We start from the raw sequence: 22225 nt of genomic DNA, 5'->3' as shown, positions 1-22225 counted from the left end.
ATGGAATGTCTCGAGGTTGCGGCTATTCGCCGTCGGGGGCGGGGTTCGCGCCCAGTAGGACCGCGCTCATCAGGGCGCGGACCCTTGCCAATTGTTGTGGGCGGGAGTCGAAGCGGAGGCGGCGGCCCACGTCGATGACCTGGCCGATCGCGGCGTGGACGCGGAAGCGGGCTTCGGTCTGGTCGCCTTCGAGCAGGTTGGCCCATTCCAGGACGTTCTGGCGCTGGATGGAGCGGAGTCGATGCTGTTCGGTGGCGGGCAGATTGGAGAATTCGGCGAAGTAGACCGGGAGGATCTCCGGCATGGCGAAGGTCATGCGGGCGAAGCGCTCGGCGATGCGGACCGCGGCGTCGGCGCGGCCGGTGGCCTCGGACAGGGCTTCGGCATTGGCGATGGCCACGCGTTCGCCGGTGCGGTGGAAGGCGGCGGCGAGCAGATCGGATTTACTGCTGAAGTAGCGGTAGACGCTGGAGGCGTTGATGCCCGCGGCCGCGCCGATCTCCTCGATGCTGGCCTCGTGATAGCCCTGCCGGCCGAAGATCCGAATCGCCTCGGTGAGCAGTTGTTCGCGTTTGGAGATGACGGGCAGGCCGCGCACGATCGGATCGCCGGTGACCGGCGGGGGCGGCGGGGGTAGCTCGGCGCGCAGGATATCCCAGCAGATGTCGTTGAGCAGGGCCACGATTCGCGCATTGGAGAGCGCGGTGCGGTGGCCGGTGACGCTGCCGATGGCCGAGAGCACGGCGGCCGCGCGCAATATGACATCGGCGGGGTCGGCGTCCGGGTACAGCTCGGCGATGGGCGCGGCGACGGTTTCGTGCAGTTCGGTGTAGATGACGCGAATGCGCGCGCGGTCCTCGCGCTCGAGATACCGGCGCTCCCAGCGGTACAGTCCGCCCTCGCGGCGGCAGTCGATGGTGTACTCGGTGATGCCGCGAATCAGTGCGGTGAGTCGCGGTTCCGGTTCCAGCTTCGGATTGTCCGCGGCCTTGGCGGCGTCCAGAAGTTGCTGTGCCCCCATCTCGGCGGCGGCGACGAGCATGGCGTACTTATTGCTGAAGTGCCGGTAGAGCGCGGGCCCGGAGATGCCGACCTCGGCGGCGATCTCGTCCACGCCGACCGGGTGATAGCCCCGCTCAGCGAAGGCGCGGGCGGCCACGCCGACAATCTGAGCCTTGCGATTCTTGGGTCGTCGCCGGGGTCCGGGTTCGCCGGACGGTCGCGCGGAAGCGAGTCCGGCTTCGCTGCGATCGGCGACCATGCACTTTCTCCTTCTCAACGGCACCGGCTGTTGACAGTGCCGGACGGATCCACCTAAGTTAACCACAATTCGCACAGCTGAACATATTGCGCCGCGATTCGCACCGCACGCAGAGCAGGAGCAGACATGAGCAACACTGCGGCGACCCCGGGCTACACCGCTGTGCTGGACGGCCGGGTGCTGCGTGTCACCATCACCAATCCCAAACGCAAGAACGCCATCGACTACGACACCATGGCGGGGCTCGGTGAGACGGTGCTTTCGGCATATGAAAACCCGGCCGTGCGCGTGATCGTGCTCACCGGCGAGGGCGGCGACTTCTGTACCGGGGCGGATCTGGCGGCCGGTCCGGGTGAGGCGGCGCGCGGAATCACCCCCGAACAGACCATGGACGTGGCCAATCGGATGATCAAGGCGATCGTGGACGCGCCGATCCCGGTGATCGCCCGGGTGAAGGGCGCGGCGGCCGGGGTGGGCGTGGCCTTCGCGCTCGCGGCCGACCTCACCTATGCGTCGGAGGACGCGTATCTGCTGCTGGCCTTCATCAATATCGGCCTGATGCCCGATGGCGGTGCGGCCGCCATGGTCGCCGCCGCGGCCGGTCGTCCGCTCGCCGCGGAGATGGCATTGCTCGGCGATCGCCTGCCCGTCACCGAGGCGGCGCGGCGCGGGCTGATCGCGGGCGTCTACGGCGATGCGGAACTCGACGCCAAGGTCGAGGCCGCCGCGGCCAAGCTCGCCCACGGCCCGCGGCGGGCCTTGGAACTCACCAAGCGTGCCCTCAATGCCGCCGCCCTGACCTCCCTCGACGCGGCGCTCGCGACCGAAAAGACCGGCCAGGCAGAGCTTTTGCGCGCCCCCGACTTCACCGAGGGCGCTACGGCCATGCTCCAGAAGCGCAAAGCGGTCTTCGCCGAATAGCGGAATTCATTCGCCCCGTATGGATCCCGGCCGAAAGCGCGCCGGGATGACGGGGCGATAGACCCGTTGCGGGTCTACATGCCCGTGACGGTGAGGTAGATGAGGGCTACGTTCAGGGCGGAGATGATCAGGGCCACCAGCCAGGCCAGGGCGGTGGTGAGGCGGGGGTTGACGTCATCGCCCATGAGGGTGCGGTCGGCGGTGAAGCGGACCAGCGGGATCAGGGCGAAGGGGATGCCGAAGGACAGGACCACCTGCGAAATGATCAGGGCCCGGGTGGGATCCACGCCGATGGCCAGGATGACCAGGGCGGGGATCAGGGTGATGAGTCGGCGCAGCAGCAGGGGGATGGTGCGGTGCAGCAGCCCTTCCATGATCATCGCGCCCGCGTACGCGCCGACCGAGGTGGAGGCCAGGCCGGAGGCCAGCAGGCCGACTGCGAGCAGGAGTCCGGCGGCCGGTCCGAGGGTGTCCCGCACCGCGGCGTGCGCGGTTTCGAGCGAGTCGACGTCATCGCGCCCCCGCAGCGTTCCGGCCGCCATGAGCAGCATGGCGAGGTTGACCGTGCCCGCGAGCAGCATGGCCAGGCCGACGTCGTAGCGGGTGATGCGCAGCAGCCGGGCGCGGGCCGGTCCCGCCGCGGGGCTGCCGTGCCGGTCCCGGGCGAGCGCGGAGTGCAGGTAGACCGCGTGCGGCATGACGGTCGCGCCGATCATGGCGGCGGCCAGCAGCACGCTCTCGCCGCCGTCGAAACGCGGCAGCAGTCCGCCGATGGTCCCGCCCGCCGAGGGCGGTGAAATAACCACGGAGGCAAGGAATCCGATGGCGATGACGCCGAGCATGCCGGTGATGACGCGTTCGAACGGCTGCTGCCCGCGCCTGTTCTGCACCAGCAGCAGCCCCATCGAGACGATGCCGGTGATGACCCCGCCGAGCAGTAGCGGCAGGTTGAACAGCAGCTTCAGCGCGATGGCCCCGCCCACCACCTCGGCGAGATCTGTTGCCATGGCGACGGTTTCGGCCTGCGCCCAGTAGGCGAGCCGGGTTTTGCGACCGGCCTTGTCCCGCACGGCTTCCGGGAGGGACATCCCGGTGACGAGCCCGAGTTTGGCGGACAGGAATTGCACCAGTCCCGCCATCACATTGGCCATGACGATGACCCAGACCAGTAGGTAGCCGAATTTCGCTCCGGCGCTGATATTGGAGGCGACATTGCCGGGGTCGACGTAGGCGATGGCGGCGACGAAGGCCGGACCGAGCAGGACCGTGGCCGATCGCGCTCGCTGGAACGTGGAGCGTTTATCGGCCAGGCTGGTACTCACAACAATAGTTTACGGGTTCCCAAACTTTTTGTTGAGAGCTACCCGTGAAAAAAGACCCGACTCCTCGTCCGGCACAGAAAAAGAGACCGACCCGACGGTTTCCGTCGAATCGGTCTCTCGATGATCAGGGGCTCACCGCCCCGCGGGCGTCTGCCTCAGAGGCCCAGGCCCCGGGCCAGCACCGGCCACGAGTTCATGAACTCGTCGTTCCAGTAACCCCAGGAGTGGGTTCCGGTGGCGCGGAAGTTGTAGGTCGCCGGGATGCCCAGCGAGTCCAGCTTGGCCTGCAGATTGTGCGTGCAGTAGTTGGTGCCCGCCTCGATGGCGCCGCCGATGATCAGCTGATTGGCCAGGCCGTAGGCGCCGGGCAGCGCGTACGGGCCGTTCAGCGCGTCGTACTGGCCGGGCAGACCGCTACCGGAGGAGATGTAAAGGTCTGTGCCGCGCAGCTTTTCGGCGTGGATGACCGGATCGTTCTCGGCCCAGGCCGGGGAATCCTCCGGACCGTGCATATTCTCCAGCTTGCCGCCGCCCCAGGTCTCGACGGTGAGGCGCATGAATTCACGGCCGACCGGATCGGCGAACTGCGCGCAACCGCTGTAGGCGGCCGCGGCGCGGAACAGGCCGGGCTTGGCCTCGGGCAGCGACAGCACGGTGGTGCCGGAGGTGGAGATGCCGGCGATGGCGTTCACACCGTTGGTGCCGAGCGCGGCGTCGATCAGCGGCGGCAGCTCCTCGGTGAAGAAGGTCTGCCACTTGTTGCGGCCGAGCACCTCGTCATCGTTCTGCCAGTCCTGGTAGTAGCTCCACTTACCGCCGATGGGCTGCACGACATTCAGGTTCTTGTCGCCGAGGAAGCCGTTGACGATAGTGGTCTTCTTCTGCCAGGAGGCGTCGTCCTGTCCGCCGCCCGCGCCATTGAGCAGGTACAGGGTCGGGCGCGGCGCGGACGCGTCGGCCGGGCGCTGCACGTCGACGGGGTAGGTGGCGTCCATGGCGGCGGAGTAGACGTAGAGACGGATATTGCGACCGTCCTTCATCTCCGCCTTGGTGATCTTCGACCCGTCCGGGGCGACGGGATCGGCGAGCAGCTTCTTGCTGTCGATGATCGGGTCGGCGGAGGCGCTCGGCACGCCGACACCGGCGACCAGGCCGGTCAGCACTGCCGTTGCGGCGAGGAAGGCAGCGGTTCGTGCACCGCGCCGACGCCCCACAATCCCATTACGGACGTGTCGACGAATCAATGTTCACACCTTCGCTTTGGTTCGTTTGTGCCGGTCTTACCACCCTGCGGCGCAGTGCTGCTCGGGTACCCAGCCGTGGTCTCCGGGCAGGGTTCACCCCCCGAGAGACCATACGGCTAATGCCATCGCCGCGATAGCCGACAATGTTACGGATTGGTCGCGCGTCCGTGCTCGGCGAGTCCGCCGAGCGCTTGGACCCAGCCTTCGACGAGTCGCTTGATCTGCTCCAGGTCCAGTACCGCACCGGCGAAGTCGAAGCGTGCGACCAGGCCGTCCTGGGTGGTGTCGACGGTGACGTCGAGGTACAGATCATCGGTGACGGGTTCCGGATACACCCGGGCGGGTCGCAGGTCCCGATAGCGGAACCCGATGCGTCCCACCGGGAGTTCGGCGATGGCAGCGGCGGTGTCCGGGTTCAGGTGCTGGAGCAGTCCGAAGCCGACGCCCCGGAACGGGACCTCACGGCGGCGATCGCGAATCTGCCGGATGACCGATCCGGCCGCCGCGCCACCCTGTCGGACCTCTTCGAAGTCGATGCCGTAGACGCGCAGCGGGAACGGGTACGGCGTGGAGAACGCCCCGACCGTGCGGTGCCCGGCGGGATCGCCCGGCACCCGGCCGTCGGCGACCAGCTGCACCACCGAACCCAGTGCGCTGCGGACGATTTCGGCGCTGTCGTCGAGCAGAGTGACCGCGAGCGCGGCCAGCAGGACGTCGTCGATGCTGGCGTCGTAGTAGCGGGCCACGGTATCGACGGCGGCCGCGCCCTCACCGGTGATGGAGACCGAGACCCGGCCGCGGCCGAGCGGTTCGCCGGCACCGCCGAATACCTCGGCCGGATCGCGGCCGGGCAGTGCGGAGGTCAGGGCCGAACGCCACCAATCCAATTCGGCGACGGTCTCGGTGGCGGCGGCCCGGACCGCGAGGTCACGGGCGATACCGACCGGATGCGCGTCCGCGCTGGGCGGGGTGGCGTGCCCACCGGACCAGGAAGCGGTGAGGTCCTCGATAATGGTGCGCCACGAGGTGTCGTCCACGACCAGGCCGTTGGCGACCGCGACCAGGACGGCGGCGGGCCGATCGGCCGGATCGAGATTCGGATCGACCTCGCCGCCCGCCATCAGGACGAAGCGGATATTGCGGCCCTTCTCCGGATCGAGCTCCGCGGCGGCGGCATGGATGACGGCCTCGATGGGATCGCCGACCGCCTCGACCGACGGATCGAGCTGCCAGACCACGGCATCGCGCGAATTCGCCTGCATCGGAATGTCCATGACGGCGGTATCGCCGTCGCGGCGCAGTCGGGACCAGAGCGCCGGATGCCGGTCCAGCAGGGTCCGTACGGACCTGCGGACGCGACTGCCGGAGACATCGGCGGCGATATCGAGGGTGATGGCGCGGATCCACAGGCCGGAGGGTTCGATCTCCAGCATGCTGACCGCGCCCGCGGGCAGCGGAGACACCTTGCCCACGGCGGTGAGACGCGGACCCATGACCGGCGGGGTGGCCGGTGCGGGCGGAACCTCGGGCTCGGCAATGGGTTCCGCCGTATCGGATGCGTCGGCGAGGCCGGTGGCGTCCGCCTCGACGGCTGCGGTCTCGGCTTCGGCGTCCGTGGTCTCGGCTTCGGCGTCCGTGGTCTCGGCTTCGGCGGCCACCGGCTCGGCCTCGACGGCCACGGGCTCCGGCTCGGGGACGGCCTCCGGTTCGACCTCGGCCACCGCCTCGGCGACCGCTCCCGCCATCTCCTCGGCGATCTCCTCCGGAGCCGCCTCCTCGGTGAGGTGCCGCGAATCCTCTTCGCGGGCCTGGAGTTTCATCTCCGAGCCGACCGCGTCGAAGTCGATGACGGGCAGCACCTGGGTGATGGTCCAGTCGCCCTCGGCACGGTCGCCGCCGGCCGTCACCTCGTCTGCGGGAGCGCCACTGTCGCCGTCCAGGATGGCGGCGAGCCGCGGCCCGATGACGGCGTAGGACTCGGCGGTGGTCATGAGCTGATGCTTGACCGGCACCACGTGCTCGGTGACCGGCCCGGTGACGAAGGGCCGCCAGTCCGCGGCCGAATGCCGATGATCGTCACCGCGTCCGAGCTCGGCGGCGAACAGTTCCATCCGGCCGTCGAATGCCGTTGGGCGGTACCGCGATCCGAGCTCGACGGTGCGTACCGCGCCCCGGTAGATGCGCCGCAGCCGCTCCACGGTGAGTACCGCGAGATCGGCCGGGATGGCCTCGTGCAGCGCCGCCAGCGCCTCATCGCTGAGGTCGCTCATATCGCCGTCCGGGAAGGCTTCCTCGCCGACGCCCAGCGCCGCGAATTCGTCGCGGACCGCGGCGGTGAAGTCGGTGAACTCCGCGTCCGGGTAGGCGTCGAGGTTGGCCAGCACGTCGACCTGTTCCCCGGCGGCCTGGAGTTCGGTGGCGATGGCGTGCGCCAGGATGCCGCCGAGCGAGTAGCCGAGCACCCGGTACGGCCCGTGCGGCTGTATCTCGCGGATGGCCTCGACATAGCGCCGCGCCACCTCTTCGAGGCTGTCGGGTGCGTAGTCGGCCTCGGTGAGCGCCGGGGATTGCAGACCGTAGAGCGGCTGGTCCGCGGGCAGGTAACCCGCCAATCCGGCGTAGCACCAGGACATTCCGACCATGGGCGGTGCGCAGAACAGCGGGGTGCGGTCGCCGGTGGCGCGGATCGGCAGCACCACCGCGAGCGCGGCGTCGGCGGCCGAGTCGTAGTCGTGCTTGCTCTCCAGATCCAGGCGAATGCGTTCGGCGAGTCCGGTCACGGTCGGATCGGTGAAGAACCAGGCGACCATGACCTGCGCACCGGAGACCTTGCGCAGTTTGCTGACGATCTGGGTGGCGAGCAGTGAGTTGCCGCCGATGGCGAAGAAGTCCTCGTCCACGCCGACCCGGTCGACGCCGAGCACCTCGGCGAAGGTGGCCGCGATGGTCTCCTCCAGCGGGGTGGACGGTGCGCGGTATTCGCGTTGGCGCAGTTCGGGTTCGGGCAGCGCCTTGCGATCGAGTTTGCCGACCGGGGTCAGCGGCAGCTCGTCCAGGACCACGACGGCGGCGGGCACCATATGCGGGGGCAGGCTCTGCCCGGCGTAACTCCGCAGCGCCTCCGGGTCGAGCGCCCTGCCGAGCACATAGGAGACCAGAACCGTTGTGCCGGTGTGGTTCTTGCGCCCGACGGTGAGGGCGAAGTCGACATCGGGATGTGATCCGAGCACCGCGTCGATCTCACCGAGTTCGATGCGGAAGCCGCGGATCTTGACCTGGAAGTCCGAGCGCCCGACGTAATCGAGCTCCCATGTGGTACCGGGCAGTGCGGTATTGCCGCCACGCTCGTCGGCATCGGCGTACCAGCGCACCACATCGCCGGTGCGGTACATCCGCGATCCCGGTGCGCCCCAGGGGTTCGCGACGAATCGCTCGCAGGAGAGCCCGGCGCGATTGCGGTAACCGCGGGCGAGTGCGCCACCGGCGAGGTACAGCTCACCCGCGACGCCCGGCGGCACCGGGTTCAGTCGCGAGTCCAGCACCAGGGCCGACATGCCGTGCACCGGTTTACCGATGGTGATGTGCCGGCCCGGGGTGAGCTGGGCGTAGGTGGAGATGATCGTGGTCTCGGTCGGGCCGTAGGCATTGTGGTAGACCCGCCCGGCGGCCTTCCAGCGCGCGACCAGCTCCGGCGGTGTCACATCGCCGCCGACCGAGAGCACCTCGAGCTGCGGCTGGGTCGCCGGATCGAGGGTGCCCAGGACGGCGGGGGTGATGAGCGCGTGCGAGACGTTCTCGGTACGCATGAGCTCGCCGAGTTCGGGCCCGCCCAGAATCTCCGAGGGCACGATGACCAGCGTCGCGCCGGTGTAGAACGCGCATACCCATTCCAGCACCGAGGGATCGAAGCTGGGTGAGCAGATGTGCATGAGCCGGTGCTCGGGATCGAGGTCGTAGAGCGCGATCGCGTAGTCGGCGAGCCCGCCCAGACCGGCGTGGGTGACGGTGACGCCCTTGGGCATACCGGTGGACCCGGAGGTGTAGATGACATACGCCGGATGCGACATCCGTACCGGCGCAAGACGATCGGCGTCGGTGACCGGGCCCGGGGACTGCGCCATGCAGGCCGCGTCGGTGGCGGCGTCGTCCAGGCACAGCCATTCGACCTCGCCCGGCAGCGCCCCGCGGTGCGCGCGCCCGGTGATGCCGAGCACGGCTCCGGAGTCGGTGACCATATGCCGCACGCGATCCGCCGGATAGGTGGGATCCACGGGTACGTGCGCACCACCGGCCTTGGCCACGGCCAGTACGGCGGCGACCATTTCGAATGAGCGCGGGAAGGCGATGGCGACCAGCTTCTCCGGTCCGACGCCGCGGCCGATGAGCACCCGCGCCAGCTGCGAGGAGTAGTCGTCGAGTTCGCCGTAGGTGATGGAGTGGCCGCGGTAGCGCACCGCGATCCGGTCCCGGCCCAGTGCGACGCCGCGGGTGAGCAGTTCGGGCAATAGTCCGGTGGCCATCACGTCATCGCCGTGCACATGGGTGAGCAGCTCGTATTCACTGTCGTCCAGCAGCGGCAGATCGCCCACGGGGGTGCCCGGCCGCTCCACGATGGCGGCGAGCAGGCGCTTGAAGCGGTCCGCGAAGACGCCGACGGTGGCGTAGTCGAACAGGTCGCGGGCGAAGGTGAATGCGCCCTGGAGCCCCTGTCCCCCACCGTCGCTCATGGTCAGCGACAGGTCGAACTGTGAGGTCTCGACCTCGGATTCCAGTGCGGCGATGCGCAATTCGGGCAGGTCCGCATTGTTGGCCGGCAGATTCTGGAAGGCCAGCATGACCTGGAACAGCGGATTGCGGGCGGTGGAGCGCTCGGGGTTGAGCAGTTCGACCAGGCGCTCGAACGGGACCTCGGCATTGGCGAAGGCGCGCAGATCGGCGTCCTTGGTGCGGGCGAGCAGTTCGTCGAAGCGCAGTTCGCCCGGCACCCGAGTACGCAGTACCAGGGTGTTGACGAACATGCCGATGACATCGTCGAGTTCGGCCGCGCCACGACCGGCGACCGGGGTGCCGATGGCGATATCGTCGGTGCCCGACAGCCGCGCCAGGAACAGCGCCAGCGCGGTGTGCACCACCATGAACAGCGTGGCGTGCTGCTCGCGCGCGATGCGTTGCAGCCCTTGATGAATCTCGTCGTCGATGGTGAAGTTCACGCTGCCGCCGCGGAACGACTGGGTCGCCGGGCGCGGGCGGTCGGCGGGCAGGTTGAGCTCATCGGGGAGGCCTGCGAGTTCGGCGCGCCAGTGCTCGGTCTGCTTGGCGATCAGGCTCTCGGGATCGTCCTCCGAGCCCAGCACCGCACGCTGCCACAGCGTGTAGTCCGCGTACTGCACCGGCAGCGGCGCCCATTCGGGCGCGGTATCGGCCGAGCGCGCGATGTACGCCAGGATCAGATCGCGCGAGAGCGGCCCCATGGACCAGCCGTCGGAGCTGATGTGGTGGGTGACCACGACCAGCACATGCTCGATCTCGTCGGCGATATCGAGCCGGAACAGCTTGACCCGCAACGGAATCTCACGCGTGACGTCGAATCCGGCGGTGAGCAGTGCGTGGACCCGGTCGGTGACCGCGTCCACGCCGATCCGCTCCGGCATGAGTTCGGGCACGACCCGCGCGGCGGGCAGGATCACCTGGTGCGCGGTGCCCTCGACCTCGGGGTAGATGGTGCGCAGGGTTTCGTGCCGCTCCAGCAGATCGGCGACGGCCAGCCGCAGCGCCTCGGTGTCGAGGGCGCCGGTGAGGCGCAGCGCGATGGGCAGGTTGTACGCCGAGGAGGTCGGATCGAACTGGTTCAGGAACCACATGCGCTGCTGTGCCAGCGACAGCGGCACCCGCTCGGGGCGCGCCCCGGCGACCAGCTTGGGCCGTGGCGCGATGCCCTCGGTGCCCGAAACCCGCTGTGCGAGCGCGCCGACCGAGGAGACCTCGAACAGATCCCGGACACCGAGACCGGCGTCGAGGGCGGCGTTCACCCGGGCGATGACCCGGGTGGCGACCAGTGAATTACCGCCGAGTGCGAAGAAGTCGTCATCGAGGCCGACCCGGTCGAGGCCGAGCACCTCGGCGAAGACCGCGGCCACGGCCTGTTCGGTCTCGGTCTCGGGTGCGCGGAATTGGTGATCGGCCGCGAAATCCGGTGCGGGCAGCGCGCGCCGGTCCAGCTTGCCCGACGGGTTGACCGGGAATTCGTCCAGCACCACGAAGGCCGCCGGGACCATGTACCCCGGAACCCGTTCCGCCACAGCGGACTTGACCGCGACGGTGTCAACGACGGATCCGGCTGCCGGTAGGACATAGGCGACCAGCTGATCCCCCAGTCGCTCGTCATGGCGCAGCACCACGACCGCACGGGCGATGGATTGCTGTGCGGTGAGCGCGGATTCGATCTCGCCGAGTTCGATGCGCAGACCGCGCAGCTTGACCTGGAAGTCGGTGCGGCCCAGGTACACCAGCTGACCGCGATCGGTCCAGCGCACCAGATCGCCGGTGCGGTACATGCGTTCGCCGCCCCGGCCGAAGGGGTTGGCCACGAAGCGATCCGCGGTCAGGTCGGCGCGCCCGTGGTAGCCGCGGGCCAGCTGAGCACCGGCGAGGTACAGCTCACCGGCCATACCCGGGGCGACCGGGTGCAGGCGCGCGTCCAGGACATAGGTCTGGGCGTTCCACACCGGTGCGCCGATCGGCACCGCGCCCGAAACCTCTTCCGGGACGGGGGCATAGGTGGCGTGCACGGTGAATTCGGTGGGCCCGTACAGGTTGTGCAGTTCCGCGCGCCCGATGCGCCGGAAGGCGGTGACCGCGTCACCGGTGAACGCCTCGCCGGCAATGAGCAGGGTACGCAGCGAGGTGAGCGCCGCGGGGGCGGCGGTATCGGTGAAGGCGCTGAGCATGGACGGCACGAACGAGGTCATGGTGATGCGTTCGGCGGCAATGACTTCCGCGAGGTAGGCCGGATCGCGATGCCCGTCGGCGGTGGCGATCACCAGTTTCGCGCCGACCGCGAGCGGCCCGAACAATTCCCAGACCGATACGTCGAAGGTGGCGGGTGTCTTGAGCAGCACCACATCATCGGCGCCGATGCCGTATTCGGTGGTGATCCAGCGGATCTGGTTGACGGCGGCGGCGTGCGAGACCGCCACGCCCTTGGGCCGTCCGGTCGAGCCGGAGGTGAAGATGACGTACGCCGGGTGCGCGCCGTTCAGCGGTGCGCGCCGTTCGTCCTGGCGGAGCGGCTCATCGGAGTACCCGGAGAGGTCGAGCGCGTCGATGGTGAGCACATGCCCCGCAAAGACATCGCCGGGCGCGGGCGTGAAATCGTCCCGGCGCGTGGTGAGTACGCAGACCGGCTGGGCCGTCTCGAGCACATGTTCGATGCGGTCGGCGGGCTGATCCAGATCGAGGGGCACGTATCCGCCACCGGCCTCGAGCACCGCGTAGATGGCGACAACGAGATCGACCGAACGCCGAATGCCCAGTGCCACCAGGCTTTCCGGTCCCACCCCGGCCGCCGTGAGCAGGCGCGCCAGACGGTGCACCCGCGATGCCAGTTCGGCGTAGGTGAGTTCGACGCCCTCGAAGCTGAGCGCGACCGCACCCGGATTGCGGGCCGCCTGCGATTCGAACAGCGAGAACAGCTGTCCCGCGGGCAGATCGATGGCGGTCTCGTTCCATTCGGTGAGCACCTTGCGGCGCTCGTCGAAGGCGAGCACATCGATATCGCCGACCGCGCGGGCGGGATCGGCGGTGACAGCGACCAGGATGCGGCGGAAACGCTCGGCGAAGCCCCGCACGGTGGCCGCGTCGAAGAGATCGGTGGCGTAGGTGAACAGGGCGGTCATGCCCTGTACCTCATTGTCGGCGTCGGCGTGTTCGCTGACGGTCAGTTGCAGGTCGAATTTGGCCAGCGGCACGTCCAGTTCGACCGCCGAGACCGAGACCCCGGGCAGCGAGAGTGCGGAGTTGCCGACGTTCTGGAAGGTGAGCATGGTCTGGAACAGCGGATGCCGGGCCTGGGAGCGCGCCGGATCGAGCACCTCGACCAGCCGCTCGAACGGGACGTCGGCGTGGCCGAAGGCTGCGATATCGCTCTCGCGCACCGTATTCAGCAGATCGCCGAAGGACGCGGCCGGGTCGACCTGGGCGCGCAGCACCAGGGTGTTGACGAACATGCCGATGAGATCGTCCAGCGCGGCCTCACCGCGGCCGGCGACGGGTGCGCCGATGGCGATGTCCGCGGTGCCCGAGAGCCGGGCCAGCAGTGCGGCGAAGGCCGCGTGTACCACCATGAAGAGGGTGGCGTTGTGTTCGGCGGCGACCCGGTGCAGCGCCGAGTGCACGATGGGGTCGATCTCGAAGGCCAGGGTCGCGCCGCGTCCGCTGGCCACGGCCGGGCGGGGCCGGTCACCGGGCAGTTCGAGCTGATCGGGCAGTCCGGCCAGGGTGCGCTGCCAGTAGTCGAGCTGGCGGGCCAGCAGTGAGCCGGGATCGGTTTCGTCGCCGAGGATTTCGCGCTGCCACAGCGCGTAATCGGCGTACTGCACCGGCAACGGCGTCCATTCGGGCTCGCGGCCCTGGATCCGGCTCAAATACGCGGTCATGAGATCGCGGGTGAGCGGCCCGGCGGAGAAACCGTCACCGGCGATATGGTGCACCACACAGACCAGCACATGATCGTCGACGCCCAAGCGCAGCAGGCGAACTCGCAACGGCGGGGCGGCGGTGACGTCGAAGCCGGCGACGGCGGCCGCGGCGACGGCGGCGGCGATACCGTCCTCGCGCACATCCACCATGGGCATCGAGGGCATGGCCTCGGGATCGTCGGCGGCCAGGATCAGCTGATACCCGACGCCGTCCCGTTCGGGGTAGATGGTGCGCAGCACCTCGTGCCGCTCCACCAGATCGCGGACCGCCGCGCGCAGGGCGGGCACGTCCAGGCGGCCGGTGATGCGCAACGCGGTGGGCAGGTTGTAGGTCGCCGAGGCGGTGTCGAAGCGGTTCAGGAACCACATGCGCTGCTGGGCGTAGGAGAGCGGGATCAGCTCCGGCCGCTCCATGGCGCGCAGCGGCGTGCCGAACGAATCCGCCTGATCGCCGAGGGTTGCGGCGAGTTCGGCGACGGTGGGCGATTCGAAGAGGGCGCGCACCGGTACGCGTGCCCCGATGGTCGCACCCAACCGCGCCACCACCTGAGTGGCACTGAGCGAATTGCCGCCGAGTTCGAAGAAGTCATCGTCCGCGCCGACGGTCTCCACACCCAGGACCGCCGCGAACACCTCGGCCACGGTCCGCTCACCCGATGTCGACGGCACACGATAGGCCCGCGCCTGGAACTCCGGCTCGGGCAAGGCTTTCCGATCCAGCTTGCCACTGGCATTGAGCGGCATCGCCGCCAGACGCACCACAGCCGAAGGCACCATATACGACGGCAGCGACGCTCGCGCGTGCGCGAGCAACTCCGAATCCGCCACCACCACACCGGATTCGAGGACGATATAGGCGACCAGACGATCACCGGTGGACGCGCGCACCAGTGTGACAGCGGCACGGTGCACCGCCTCATGGCTCAGCAGCACCGTCTCGATCTCACCGAGTTCGATCCGCTGACCACGCAGTTTGACCTGGAAATCACTGCGGCCCAAGTACTCCAGCGCGTGACCGGTGCCCGCCGGGTCCGCGACCCAGCGGACCACATCACCGGTGCGGTACAGACGAGCGCCGTTCTCGTGTGCGACGAAGCGTTCGGCGGAGAGTCCCGGTGCGCCGAGGTAACCGCGCGCCAATTGCACTCCGGCCACATACAACTCACCGGCGGCACCGAACGGCACCGGCCGCAACTGACGGTCCAGGACGTGCACACGGGTATTGGCGACGGGGCTGCCGATCGGCACGGCATTGCCCGCGGCCTGATCGGCCGGGTGCGCGGTGACCACGGTCGCCTCGGCCGGACCGTACCAGTTGACCAGGGCCGTATTCGGCAGTGCCGCATCGAACTTGACGGCGGTCTCGGTGGACAGCGCCTCACCGGCGGCGAAGACCCAGCGCAGCTGTCCGCTCGGCGCGGTCGCGGACCGCGCGAGACCGTCGAGGTATGCCTCGAGCATGGACGGCACGAAATGCACCGAAGTGACCCCGTACTCACCAATCATCCGCGCGATATACCCCGGATCACGATGACCATCCGGCTCCACGATCACCACCGCCGCACCCGTCTGCAACGGCCAGAACAACTCCCACGTCGAAATATCGAACGTGATCGGCGTCTTATGCAACACCACATCACCCGCACCATGCGGATAAGCCCGCTGCGCCCAACGGAACTGATTCACCATCTGCCGATGCGTAATCACCACACCCTTGGGACGACCCGTCGAACCCGAGGTATAGATCACATACGCCGCATTATCCGCCCGCACCGACACCGAACCCGACCCGACGAACTCGATCTCACTCGCCCCCGCCAGCGCCTCAACCAAGAAAAGCGGCACACCCGAAGCGGTTTCGAAACCCTCATCAGCCCGAGTCAACACACACACCGGCGCCGAACTCTCGAGCACATACTCATTACGCTCGCCCGGATGATCGGGATCCACCGGCACATACACACCACCGGCCCGCACCACCGCATAGATAGCCACCACCAAATCGACACCACGCCGCATAGCCACCGCGACCCGGGACTCCGGGCCGACGCCGCGCAGTGTGAGTTCCTGTGCGAGCCGCCGCGATCGGGCATCGAGCTCGGCATAGGTGAGCGTGGTGTCGCCGAAGATGACCGCGAGCGCCTCGGGCGTCCGCGCCGCCTGCGCGTCGAACAGGGTGAGCAACGTCGAATCATCCAGCAGCTCGGGCACTTCGGTGGCATTGACCGCGTCCAGGGCCTCGCGCTCACTGTCGATGAGCGCGTCCACCTCCGCGATTCGGGCCTGCGGGTTGCTGCCGAATCGGTTGAGCAGCAGGGCAAGTCGGTCGGCGAGCGCCTCGGCGGCGGCGGTGTCGAACAGATCGCGCAGGTACTTGAGATTCACCCGCAGCGCCTTGCCCGGGGTCACCATCACGGTCACCGGGTAGTGCGTGCCATTGGCGGCCGAGGTGCCGAGCAGGCCCACACCCTCGATGGGCGCGGCGGCCTCGTCCAGGGCCTCGTCGTCCACCGGGAAGGACGCGAACACCACGAGCGAGTCGAAAATCCCGTCGATACCGGTGATTTCCTGAATTTCGCCGAGTCCGAGGTAGTGATGGTCGAGCAGGGCGGCCTGCTCGTCCTGCAACTGGCGCAGCAGCCCGGCCAATGTTCCGGCGGCATCGAGCTTGACCCGCACCGGAATGGCATTGAGGAACAGCCCGACCATGGTTTCGATCCCGGCCAGCTGCGGCGGGCGACCCGAAACGGTCGCGCCGAAGACCACATCGTCGCGATCGGTGCTGCGCCCGATGAGCAGACCCCAGGCGGCCTGCACGATGGTGTTGACGGTGATACCCGCCTCGGCGGCCACCCGGCCCAGCGCGGCGGTCTCCTCGACGGTGAGCTCGAAGCCCAATTCGCCGATGCCGGCGGAGATTTCGCGGGACCGGTCGACCGGCGCCAGCGGTGAGGGTTCGGTGAACCCGGCCAGGGCCTCCCGCCACGCCGCCCGCGCGGCCTCGCGATCCTGGGCGGCCAGCCAGGCCAGGTAGTCCCGATAGGACCGGACCGGCGGCAGCAGCGCGGGATCACCGCCGAGTGCGTAGAACGCCAGCATGTCCTGCATGAGCAGCGGCAGTGACCAGCCGTCCAGCAGAATATGATGGCTGGTGACGAAGAGCTGGAAGCGTTCGGGCGCGGTGCGCACCAGGGTGAAGCGCAGCAGCGGCGCGGTGCGCATATCGAAGTGGCCGGTCATTTCGGCGGCCATCAGCCAATCGGTGCGCGCGGGCGCCTCATCAGCCGCGCGATCGCCGAGATCCATATAGCGCCAGGGCACTTCGAGGTCGTCGACGACGATCTGCAGCGGATTGCCGTTCGCGTCCTCGGCGAAGGCCACCCGCAGATTCACATGCCGGTCCAGCATGGCCTGGGCGGCCGCGCGCAGCCGCGGAATATCCAGTGCGCCGGAGAGTTCGACGGTGAACTGGGTCATGTACGCGTCGACCGAATGCTCGGCCAGCAGCGCGTGGAAGAGCATGCCGGACTGCAATGGCGTCAGCGGCCAGATATCCGACATGGTCGGGTAAAGCTCTTGCAGCCGTGCGCGATCGGCGTCGGTGACCGCGACGAGCGGTCCGGCGGCCAGTGACACCTCGGCCTCGCCCGGTGTCACCGTTTCGGCGAGGGCGGCGAGCCCCTCGACGGTGCGCGCGGCGAAGACGTCCTTGGCCTTGAAGGCCAAACCCTGTGCGCGCGCCCGCGACACGATCTGGATGGAGGTGATGCTGTCCACGCCGAGGGAGAAGAAGTCGTCATCGAGGCCGACCCGGTCGACCTTGAGCACCTCGGCGATGACGGCCGAGACCGTCTGCTGCGCAGGGGTTTCCGGTGCGCGGTAGGCGCGCGCCTCGATCACCGGCGGCGGTAGCGCGGCCCGGTCCAGCTTGCCGACCGGGGTCAGCGGGATCTCGTCCAGCACCATGATCGCGCCGGGCACCATATGCGGCGGCAGCGCGCTCTCGGCGAGTGCGGACAGCGCCGCGATATCGACGGTGGCCCCGGGGGCGGGGTGCACATAGGACACCAGAACCGTCGCGCGGTCCCGTACCTGATGACCGACGGTGACCGCGAAGTCGACCGTGTCGGCTCCGGCCAGCACCGCGTCGATCTCCTCGAGTTCGATGCGCAGGCCGCGGATCTTCACCTGGAAGTCGTTGCGCCCCAGGTACTCCAGCTCACCGGATGCGGTCCAGCGCACCAGGTCGCCGGTGCGGTAGAGCCGGGAACCGTTGTCCTCGAACGGATTCGCGATGAAGCGCGCTGCCGTGAGCTCGGGCCGCCGGTGGTAGCCGCGCGCCAGCAGCGCACCGGCCACGTACAGCTCGCCGGGCACGCCCGGGGCGACCGGTCGCAGGTGTTCGTCCAGCACATGGGCGACCGCGCCGCGGATGGCCGCGCCGATGGTGACCGGCCGGTCCGGGAACAGCTCCGCGCCATTGCTCCACACCGTGGTCTCGGTGGGGCCGTAACCATTGAGCAGCCGCCGCTCGCCCCCGGCGATCGGGGCGACCCAGCGCCGCACCAGCTCCGGCGGGCACGCCTCACCGGCGGCCAGGACGACCTGGAGCTGATCGAGTCCGGCCGGATCCAGCGAGGCCAGCACGGAGGGCGTGATCACCGCGTGGCTGACGGCCTCGCGAGCCAGCAGCGCGCCCAGGTCCTCGCCGCCGTAGACCTCCGGCGCGGCCACGACCAGGGCGGCGGCGGATCCGATCGCCATCAGCATTTCGAAGACCGAGGCGTCGAAGGAGGGCGAGGCCACGTGCAGCACCCGCGATTCCGGGGTGATGCGGAAGCGTTCGCGCTGCTCCTCGCTGAGTCCGGAGAGGCCGGTGTGGGTGACCACGACGCCCTTGGGCAGGCCGGTCGAACCCGAGGTGTAGATGGTGTACGCCGGATGTTCGGCGCGCAGCGGCCGCACTCGGTCGGCATTGGTCACCGGTTCGACCGGATAACCCTGGGTGACCTCGGCGAATTCGGCATTGTCGAGTTCGAGCCAGGTCACCGTATCGGGCAGCGCGGCCCGTTTGCCGACAATGGTCAGGCCCAGGACGGCCCGCGAATCCGAAACCATGTGCAGTACGCGATCGGCCGGATAGTTCGGATCGACCGGGACGAATCCGGCGCCGGTCTTGGCGACCGCCCAGACCGCGACAACGGACTCCACCGAGCGCGGAATGGCCACCGCGACCAGATCCTCGGGTCCGACGCCCCGTTCGATCAGCAGATGCGCCAGCCGGGTCGAACGCTCATCCAATTCGGCATAGCTCAGCCGTGCGAGCGGGCCGGTGGCATCGGCCAGGATCAGAGCCACGCCCGCCGGATTGGCTTCGACGGCGGTGGAGATCAGCTGCGGCAGGGTGGGGACGCGGGGCCGCCGGGTACGGGTGGGCCGTACGCGAGCTGTGCGGGTCATGCGATTACCGCCCGACGCTCGATGTGCCGGTGCCCGACCACCCGAATCATGAAGATGTCCCTCATCCTGTCCGTCGTTGCTCCTGCCGCCCGTGCGTCCCGAGAGAAATCGGGTGGGCGCGGGTCGTGTTACTCGTCCCAGCTGGGCAGCCGGGGCCTGGCAACCAGCGCCACGGCATCGGGAGTGGTCACGACCTGCGCCTCTGCATGGGCACCGCGTCGCCAGGGTACCTTCCGGCACACCGAAGACAGGTGTCCACGTAGAAACGGGTGTTAAGGACGCAATGCTAGTGAGGGATCCCCCCTCCGTGCTCGGCGAGCCCGCCCAAAGCCTGTACCCACCCCTGGACGAGCGCCTTGACTCGGTCGAGTTCGAGCAGCTCGCCCGCGAAGTCGAAACGGGCGAGCAGGCCATCGGCGGTGGTGTCGACGGTGATGTCCAGTAGCAGATCGTCCGCGACCGGTTCGGGATACGCCCGCGCCGGGCGCAGATCGCGATAGCGGAAGCCGATGCGGCCCTGCGGAAGTCCGGTCAGCACCGCGGCCGCGGCGGGGTTCAGATACCGGAGCAGACCGAAGCCGACGCCCTGGGACGGCACAGCGAGCAGGGTGTCGCGCACCCGGGTGATGGCCTGCCCGGCGGCCGGACCGCCGCACCGCACCTGCTCGTGATCCACCCCGGTCGCGGCGAGCGGGAAGGGGAATTCCGTGCTGAAGGCCCCGACCGCGTGCTGTGCGGCCGGATCGCCCCGGCGGCCGTCCGCGCGCAGCCGGACCACCGAACCCAGTGTGGCGCGCACCGATTCGCTCTCGTCGTCCCGGAGCGCGACGGCCAAGGCGGTGAGCAGCACCTCCTCCAGGGTGGCGGCATAGCGCCGGGCCACCGCGTCCACCGCGGCGGCGCCGCTGCCCGCACCCCGAACAGGTTGGAGACGGGCGGGCGGTACCGCCCGTTCTTCGCTAACAGTCGCAGGATAACCGGATAGTACGAATACGCCACGATGTTCGCGGGCACAGCGGAGCGGGTCGTCTGAGACGACGGCCCGCTGTGCCTATATCTACTGGTGAACGGCGGGTATACCCGGAATGACCAGTGTGATCACATTTTCCGAGTCTTCGATTCGCGCGGTGGCCGGGAGAATCACCGCTTGCAGGTCATCCGGGGTTTCCGCACCGAGATCGGCGATTCCGGCGGGCTCGGCGAACAGGTGCGTGACCCATTCCTCGGACAACGCCTCAGACAGCACGGAGGAGCTGTCCGCCAGCACAACTGATGCGCCGACCACACCGGCTGAGACCAGCTCCACAAGAGCCAGGGCGGCATCCGCTGCCCCGCTGTGGAAAGTCCGGGACTCGAAGGTGAGTTCGGCGCCCGTGCGCACCCGATCGACCGCGGCGGCCAACCCGTCATAGGTCAGCACCGCACCGCCCGCGATATAGGCGGCATCGTCACCGCGCAGCGCCCGGGTGCGGCTGGCATAGGTGACCGGCCGCTTGGATTCGGCGGAGATCTGCGCGACCACCTCCGGATCGTCCAGCACCAGCCATTCGATGCCCACGGCGGTGGCCGGGGCCGATCCGCTTGTCACACCGACCTTCACATCCAGACCCGGCGCGGCGGCGGCCGCCAGCGGCACCAGCATGGCGCCGGCCTTGAGCACCGCCCAAGTGGCCACGGCCTGCTCCACACCGCGCTCGAGATGCACCAGCACACCGGCGCCGGGACCGCTGCCGTGCGCGATGAGCACGCGCGCCAGTCGCGAGGACCGGGCGTCGAGCTCCTGGTAGGTGACCGCCTCGTCACCCCACACCAGCGCCGGACCGTCCGGATCGTCTTCGACGGCGGTGGTGAGCACCTGGGTCAGCGCCGCACCGCGGGTGGCCGCGAGACCGGGCTCCGCATCCGCCGAGACCTGCTGCGCGACATCGGGTTCCGGCTGGTCGAGCAGTGCGATATCGGCGACCGCGATATGCGGGTCCGCCGCCACCGCGGTGAGAATCCGCTCCAGCACCCGGCCGAACGCCTCGACCGTGGCCTCGTCGAAGAGATCGGTGGCATATCCGAAGATGACATCCAGCGCACCGAGGGCACCGTCCACACCGGGCCGCGGCTCCATGCTGATCTGCAGATCGAATTTGGCCGCCGCCAACTCGGTATCGATGGCCGAGACCCGCAGACCGGGCAGCTCCAGCACCGGAGTTTCGGTGTTCTGCAGCGAAAGCACCACCTGCAGTAGCGGATTCGCGGCGGTACGACCGGCGGCCGCCACCTCCGAGACCCGCTCGAACGGCACATCGGCATTGGCGAAGGCGTTCAGGTCGGTCTCGCGTGCCTGCGCCACCAGGGTGTCGAACGGCGCGGCGATATCGACCGCGGTGCGCAGGGTCAGGGTATTGACGAACATGCCGACCAGATCGTCCAGCGCGCGTTCGCCGCGGCCCGCCACCGCGGTGCCGATCACCACGTCGCCATTGCCCGAGAGCCGCGCCAGCCAGGCCGCCACCGCCGCGTGCACCACCATGAACAGCGAGGCATTGTGCTGGCGCGCAATACGATTCAGTCCGGTGTGCACCTCGGCGGGCAGGCTGAAGTCCAGGAAGGCGCCCGCCATGCTGGAGGCGGCGGTGCGCGGGCGATCCGTCGGCAGCAGCGGGCCGGTCGGCAGGGCGGCCAGCTGTTCCCGCCAGAACTCCAATTGCCGTGCGGCCGGGGAGTTCTCGTCCGAGTCCACACCGACCACCGCGCGCTGCCACACCGCGAAGTCGGCGTACTGCACCGCCAGCGGCGTCCAATTCAGATCCTGGCCCGCGGTGCGCGCCAGATAGGCGGTCATCAGATCGCGCGCCAGCGGGGCCATGGAGGCGCCGTCGGCGGAGATGTGATGCGCCACCAGCACCAACAGGTAATCATCCGGATCGTCACCGGTGATGAGCCGCACGCGGACCGGAACCCGCTGCGCCACATCGAATCCGGTGAAGACCAGCTCGCCGACACGCGCGCCGATATCGCGCGCCCGCTCCACCTCGAGGCCATGGGGCAGCACCTCGGCCACCGAGAGGATCTCCTGGTACGCCGGTGCGCCCGGGGCCGACTCCGGATAGCGGGTGCGCAGCACCTCGTGCCGGGTCAGCACATCCTCCACGGCCCGGCGCAGCGCGGGCACATCGAGTGCGCCCTGCAGGCGAATGGCCATGGGGATGTTGTAGGCCGGGGAATCCGGATCGAACTGGTTCAGCACCCACATGCGCTGCTGCGCCAGCGACAGCGGCACCCGTGCGGGCCGCTCCCCCGCCACCAGCGGCGGGCGCGCGCCCACCCCGG

At 68.9% G+C, this 22225-nt stretch carries 6 protein-coding genes and 1 pseudogene; 1 reads left to right on the top strand and 6 read right to left on the bottom strand.

Annotation, left to right across the window (positions count from 1 at the left end; all coding sequences use genetic code 11):
- Positions 1-22: 22 nt before the first annotated feature.
- Positions 23-1261 carry a TetR/AcrR family transcriptional regulator gene (locus tag NA10_RS22335; protein ID WP_067571093.1) on the bottom strand — a complete coding sequence of 413 codons (1239 nt, stop codon included), beginning with the start codon at positions 1259-1261 and terminating at the stop codon, positions 23-25.
- A gap of 126 nt (positions 1262-1387) precedes the next feature.
- Here NA10_RS22335 and NA10_RS22330 point away from each other — a divergent pair, with 126 nt between their 5' ends.
- The gene (locus NA10_RS22330; RefSeq protein ID WP_067571091.1) at positions 1388-2182 is read left to right on the top strand and encodes an enoyl-CoA hydratase-related protein; all 795 of its coding nucleotides are present in this window, start codon (positions 1388-1390) and stop codon (positions 2180-2182) included.
- Positions 2183-2256: 74 nt separating this feature from the next.
- Here the strand turns inward: NA10_RS22330 and NA10_RS22325 are convergent, their stop codons facing one another.
- The 5 genes and pseudogenes from NA10_RS22325 to NA10_RS22305 all read right to left on the bottom strand — a co-directional run.
- Entirely contained in the window at positions 2257-3504 is a 1248-nt protein-coding gene (locus tag NA10_RS22325) for an Nramp family divalent metal transporter (protein WP_245677652.1), read from the bottom strand.
- A 155-nt stretch (positions 3505-3659) separates the two neighbouring features.
- Positions 3660-4667 carry an alpha/beta hydrolase gene (locus NA10_RS22320; RefSeq protein ID WP_067571090.1) on the bottom strand — a complete coding sequence of 336 codons (1008 nt, stop codon included), beginning with the start codon at positions 4665-4667 and terminating at the stop codon, positions 3660-3662.
- 227 nt (positions 4668-4894) lie between these two features.
- A pseudogene (locus NA10_RS22315) lies at positions 4895-18904 on the bottom strand (non-ribosomal peptide synthetase); the annotation flags it as partial.
- Between the two features lie 286 nt (positions 18905-19190).
- A complete protein-coding gene (locus NA10_RS38795; protein WP_169812624.1) occupies positions 19191-19787 on the bottom strand; it encodes a condensation domain-containing protein in 597 nt (198 codons plus the stop codon).
- Between the two features lie 174 nt (positions 19788-19961).
- Positions 19962-22225, bottom strand: a 2264-nt coding sequence (locus tag NA10_RS22305; protein ID WP_157556679.1) for a condensation domain-containing protein, incomplete at its 5' end; no start/stop codon positions are given.

It is taken from the genome of Nocardia acidivorans NBRC 108247 (assembly GCF_001625085.1).
Classification (GTDB): Bacteria; Actinomycetota; Actinomycetes; order Mycobacteriales; family Mycobacteriaceae; genus Nocardia; species Nocardia acidivorans.
This window is presented reverse-complemented; position numbering and strand designations above follow the sequence as displayed.

Coding starts and splice junctions, on each gene's coding strand:
- NA10_RS22335 (WP_067571093.1), bottom strand. CDS start 1,261: ATGGTCGCCGATCGCAGCGAAGCCGGACTCGCTTCCGCGCGACCGTCC.
- NA10_RS22330 (WP_067571091.1), top strand. CDS start 1,388: ATGAGCAACACTGCGGCGACCCCGGGCTACACCGCTGTGCTGGACGGC.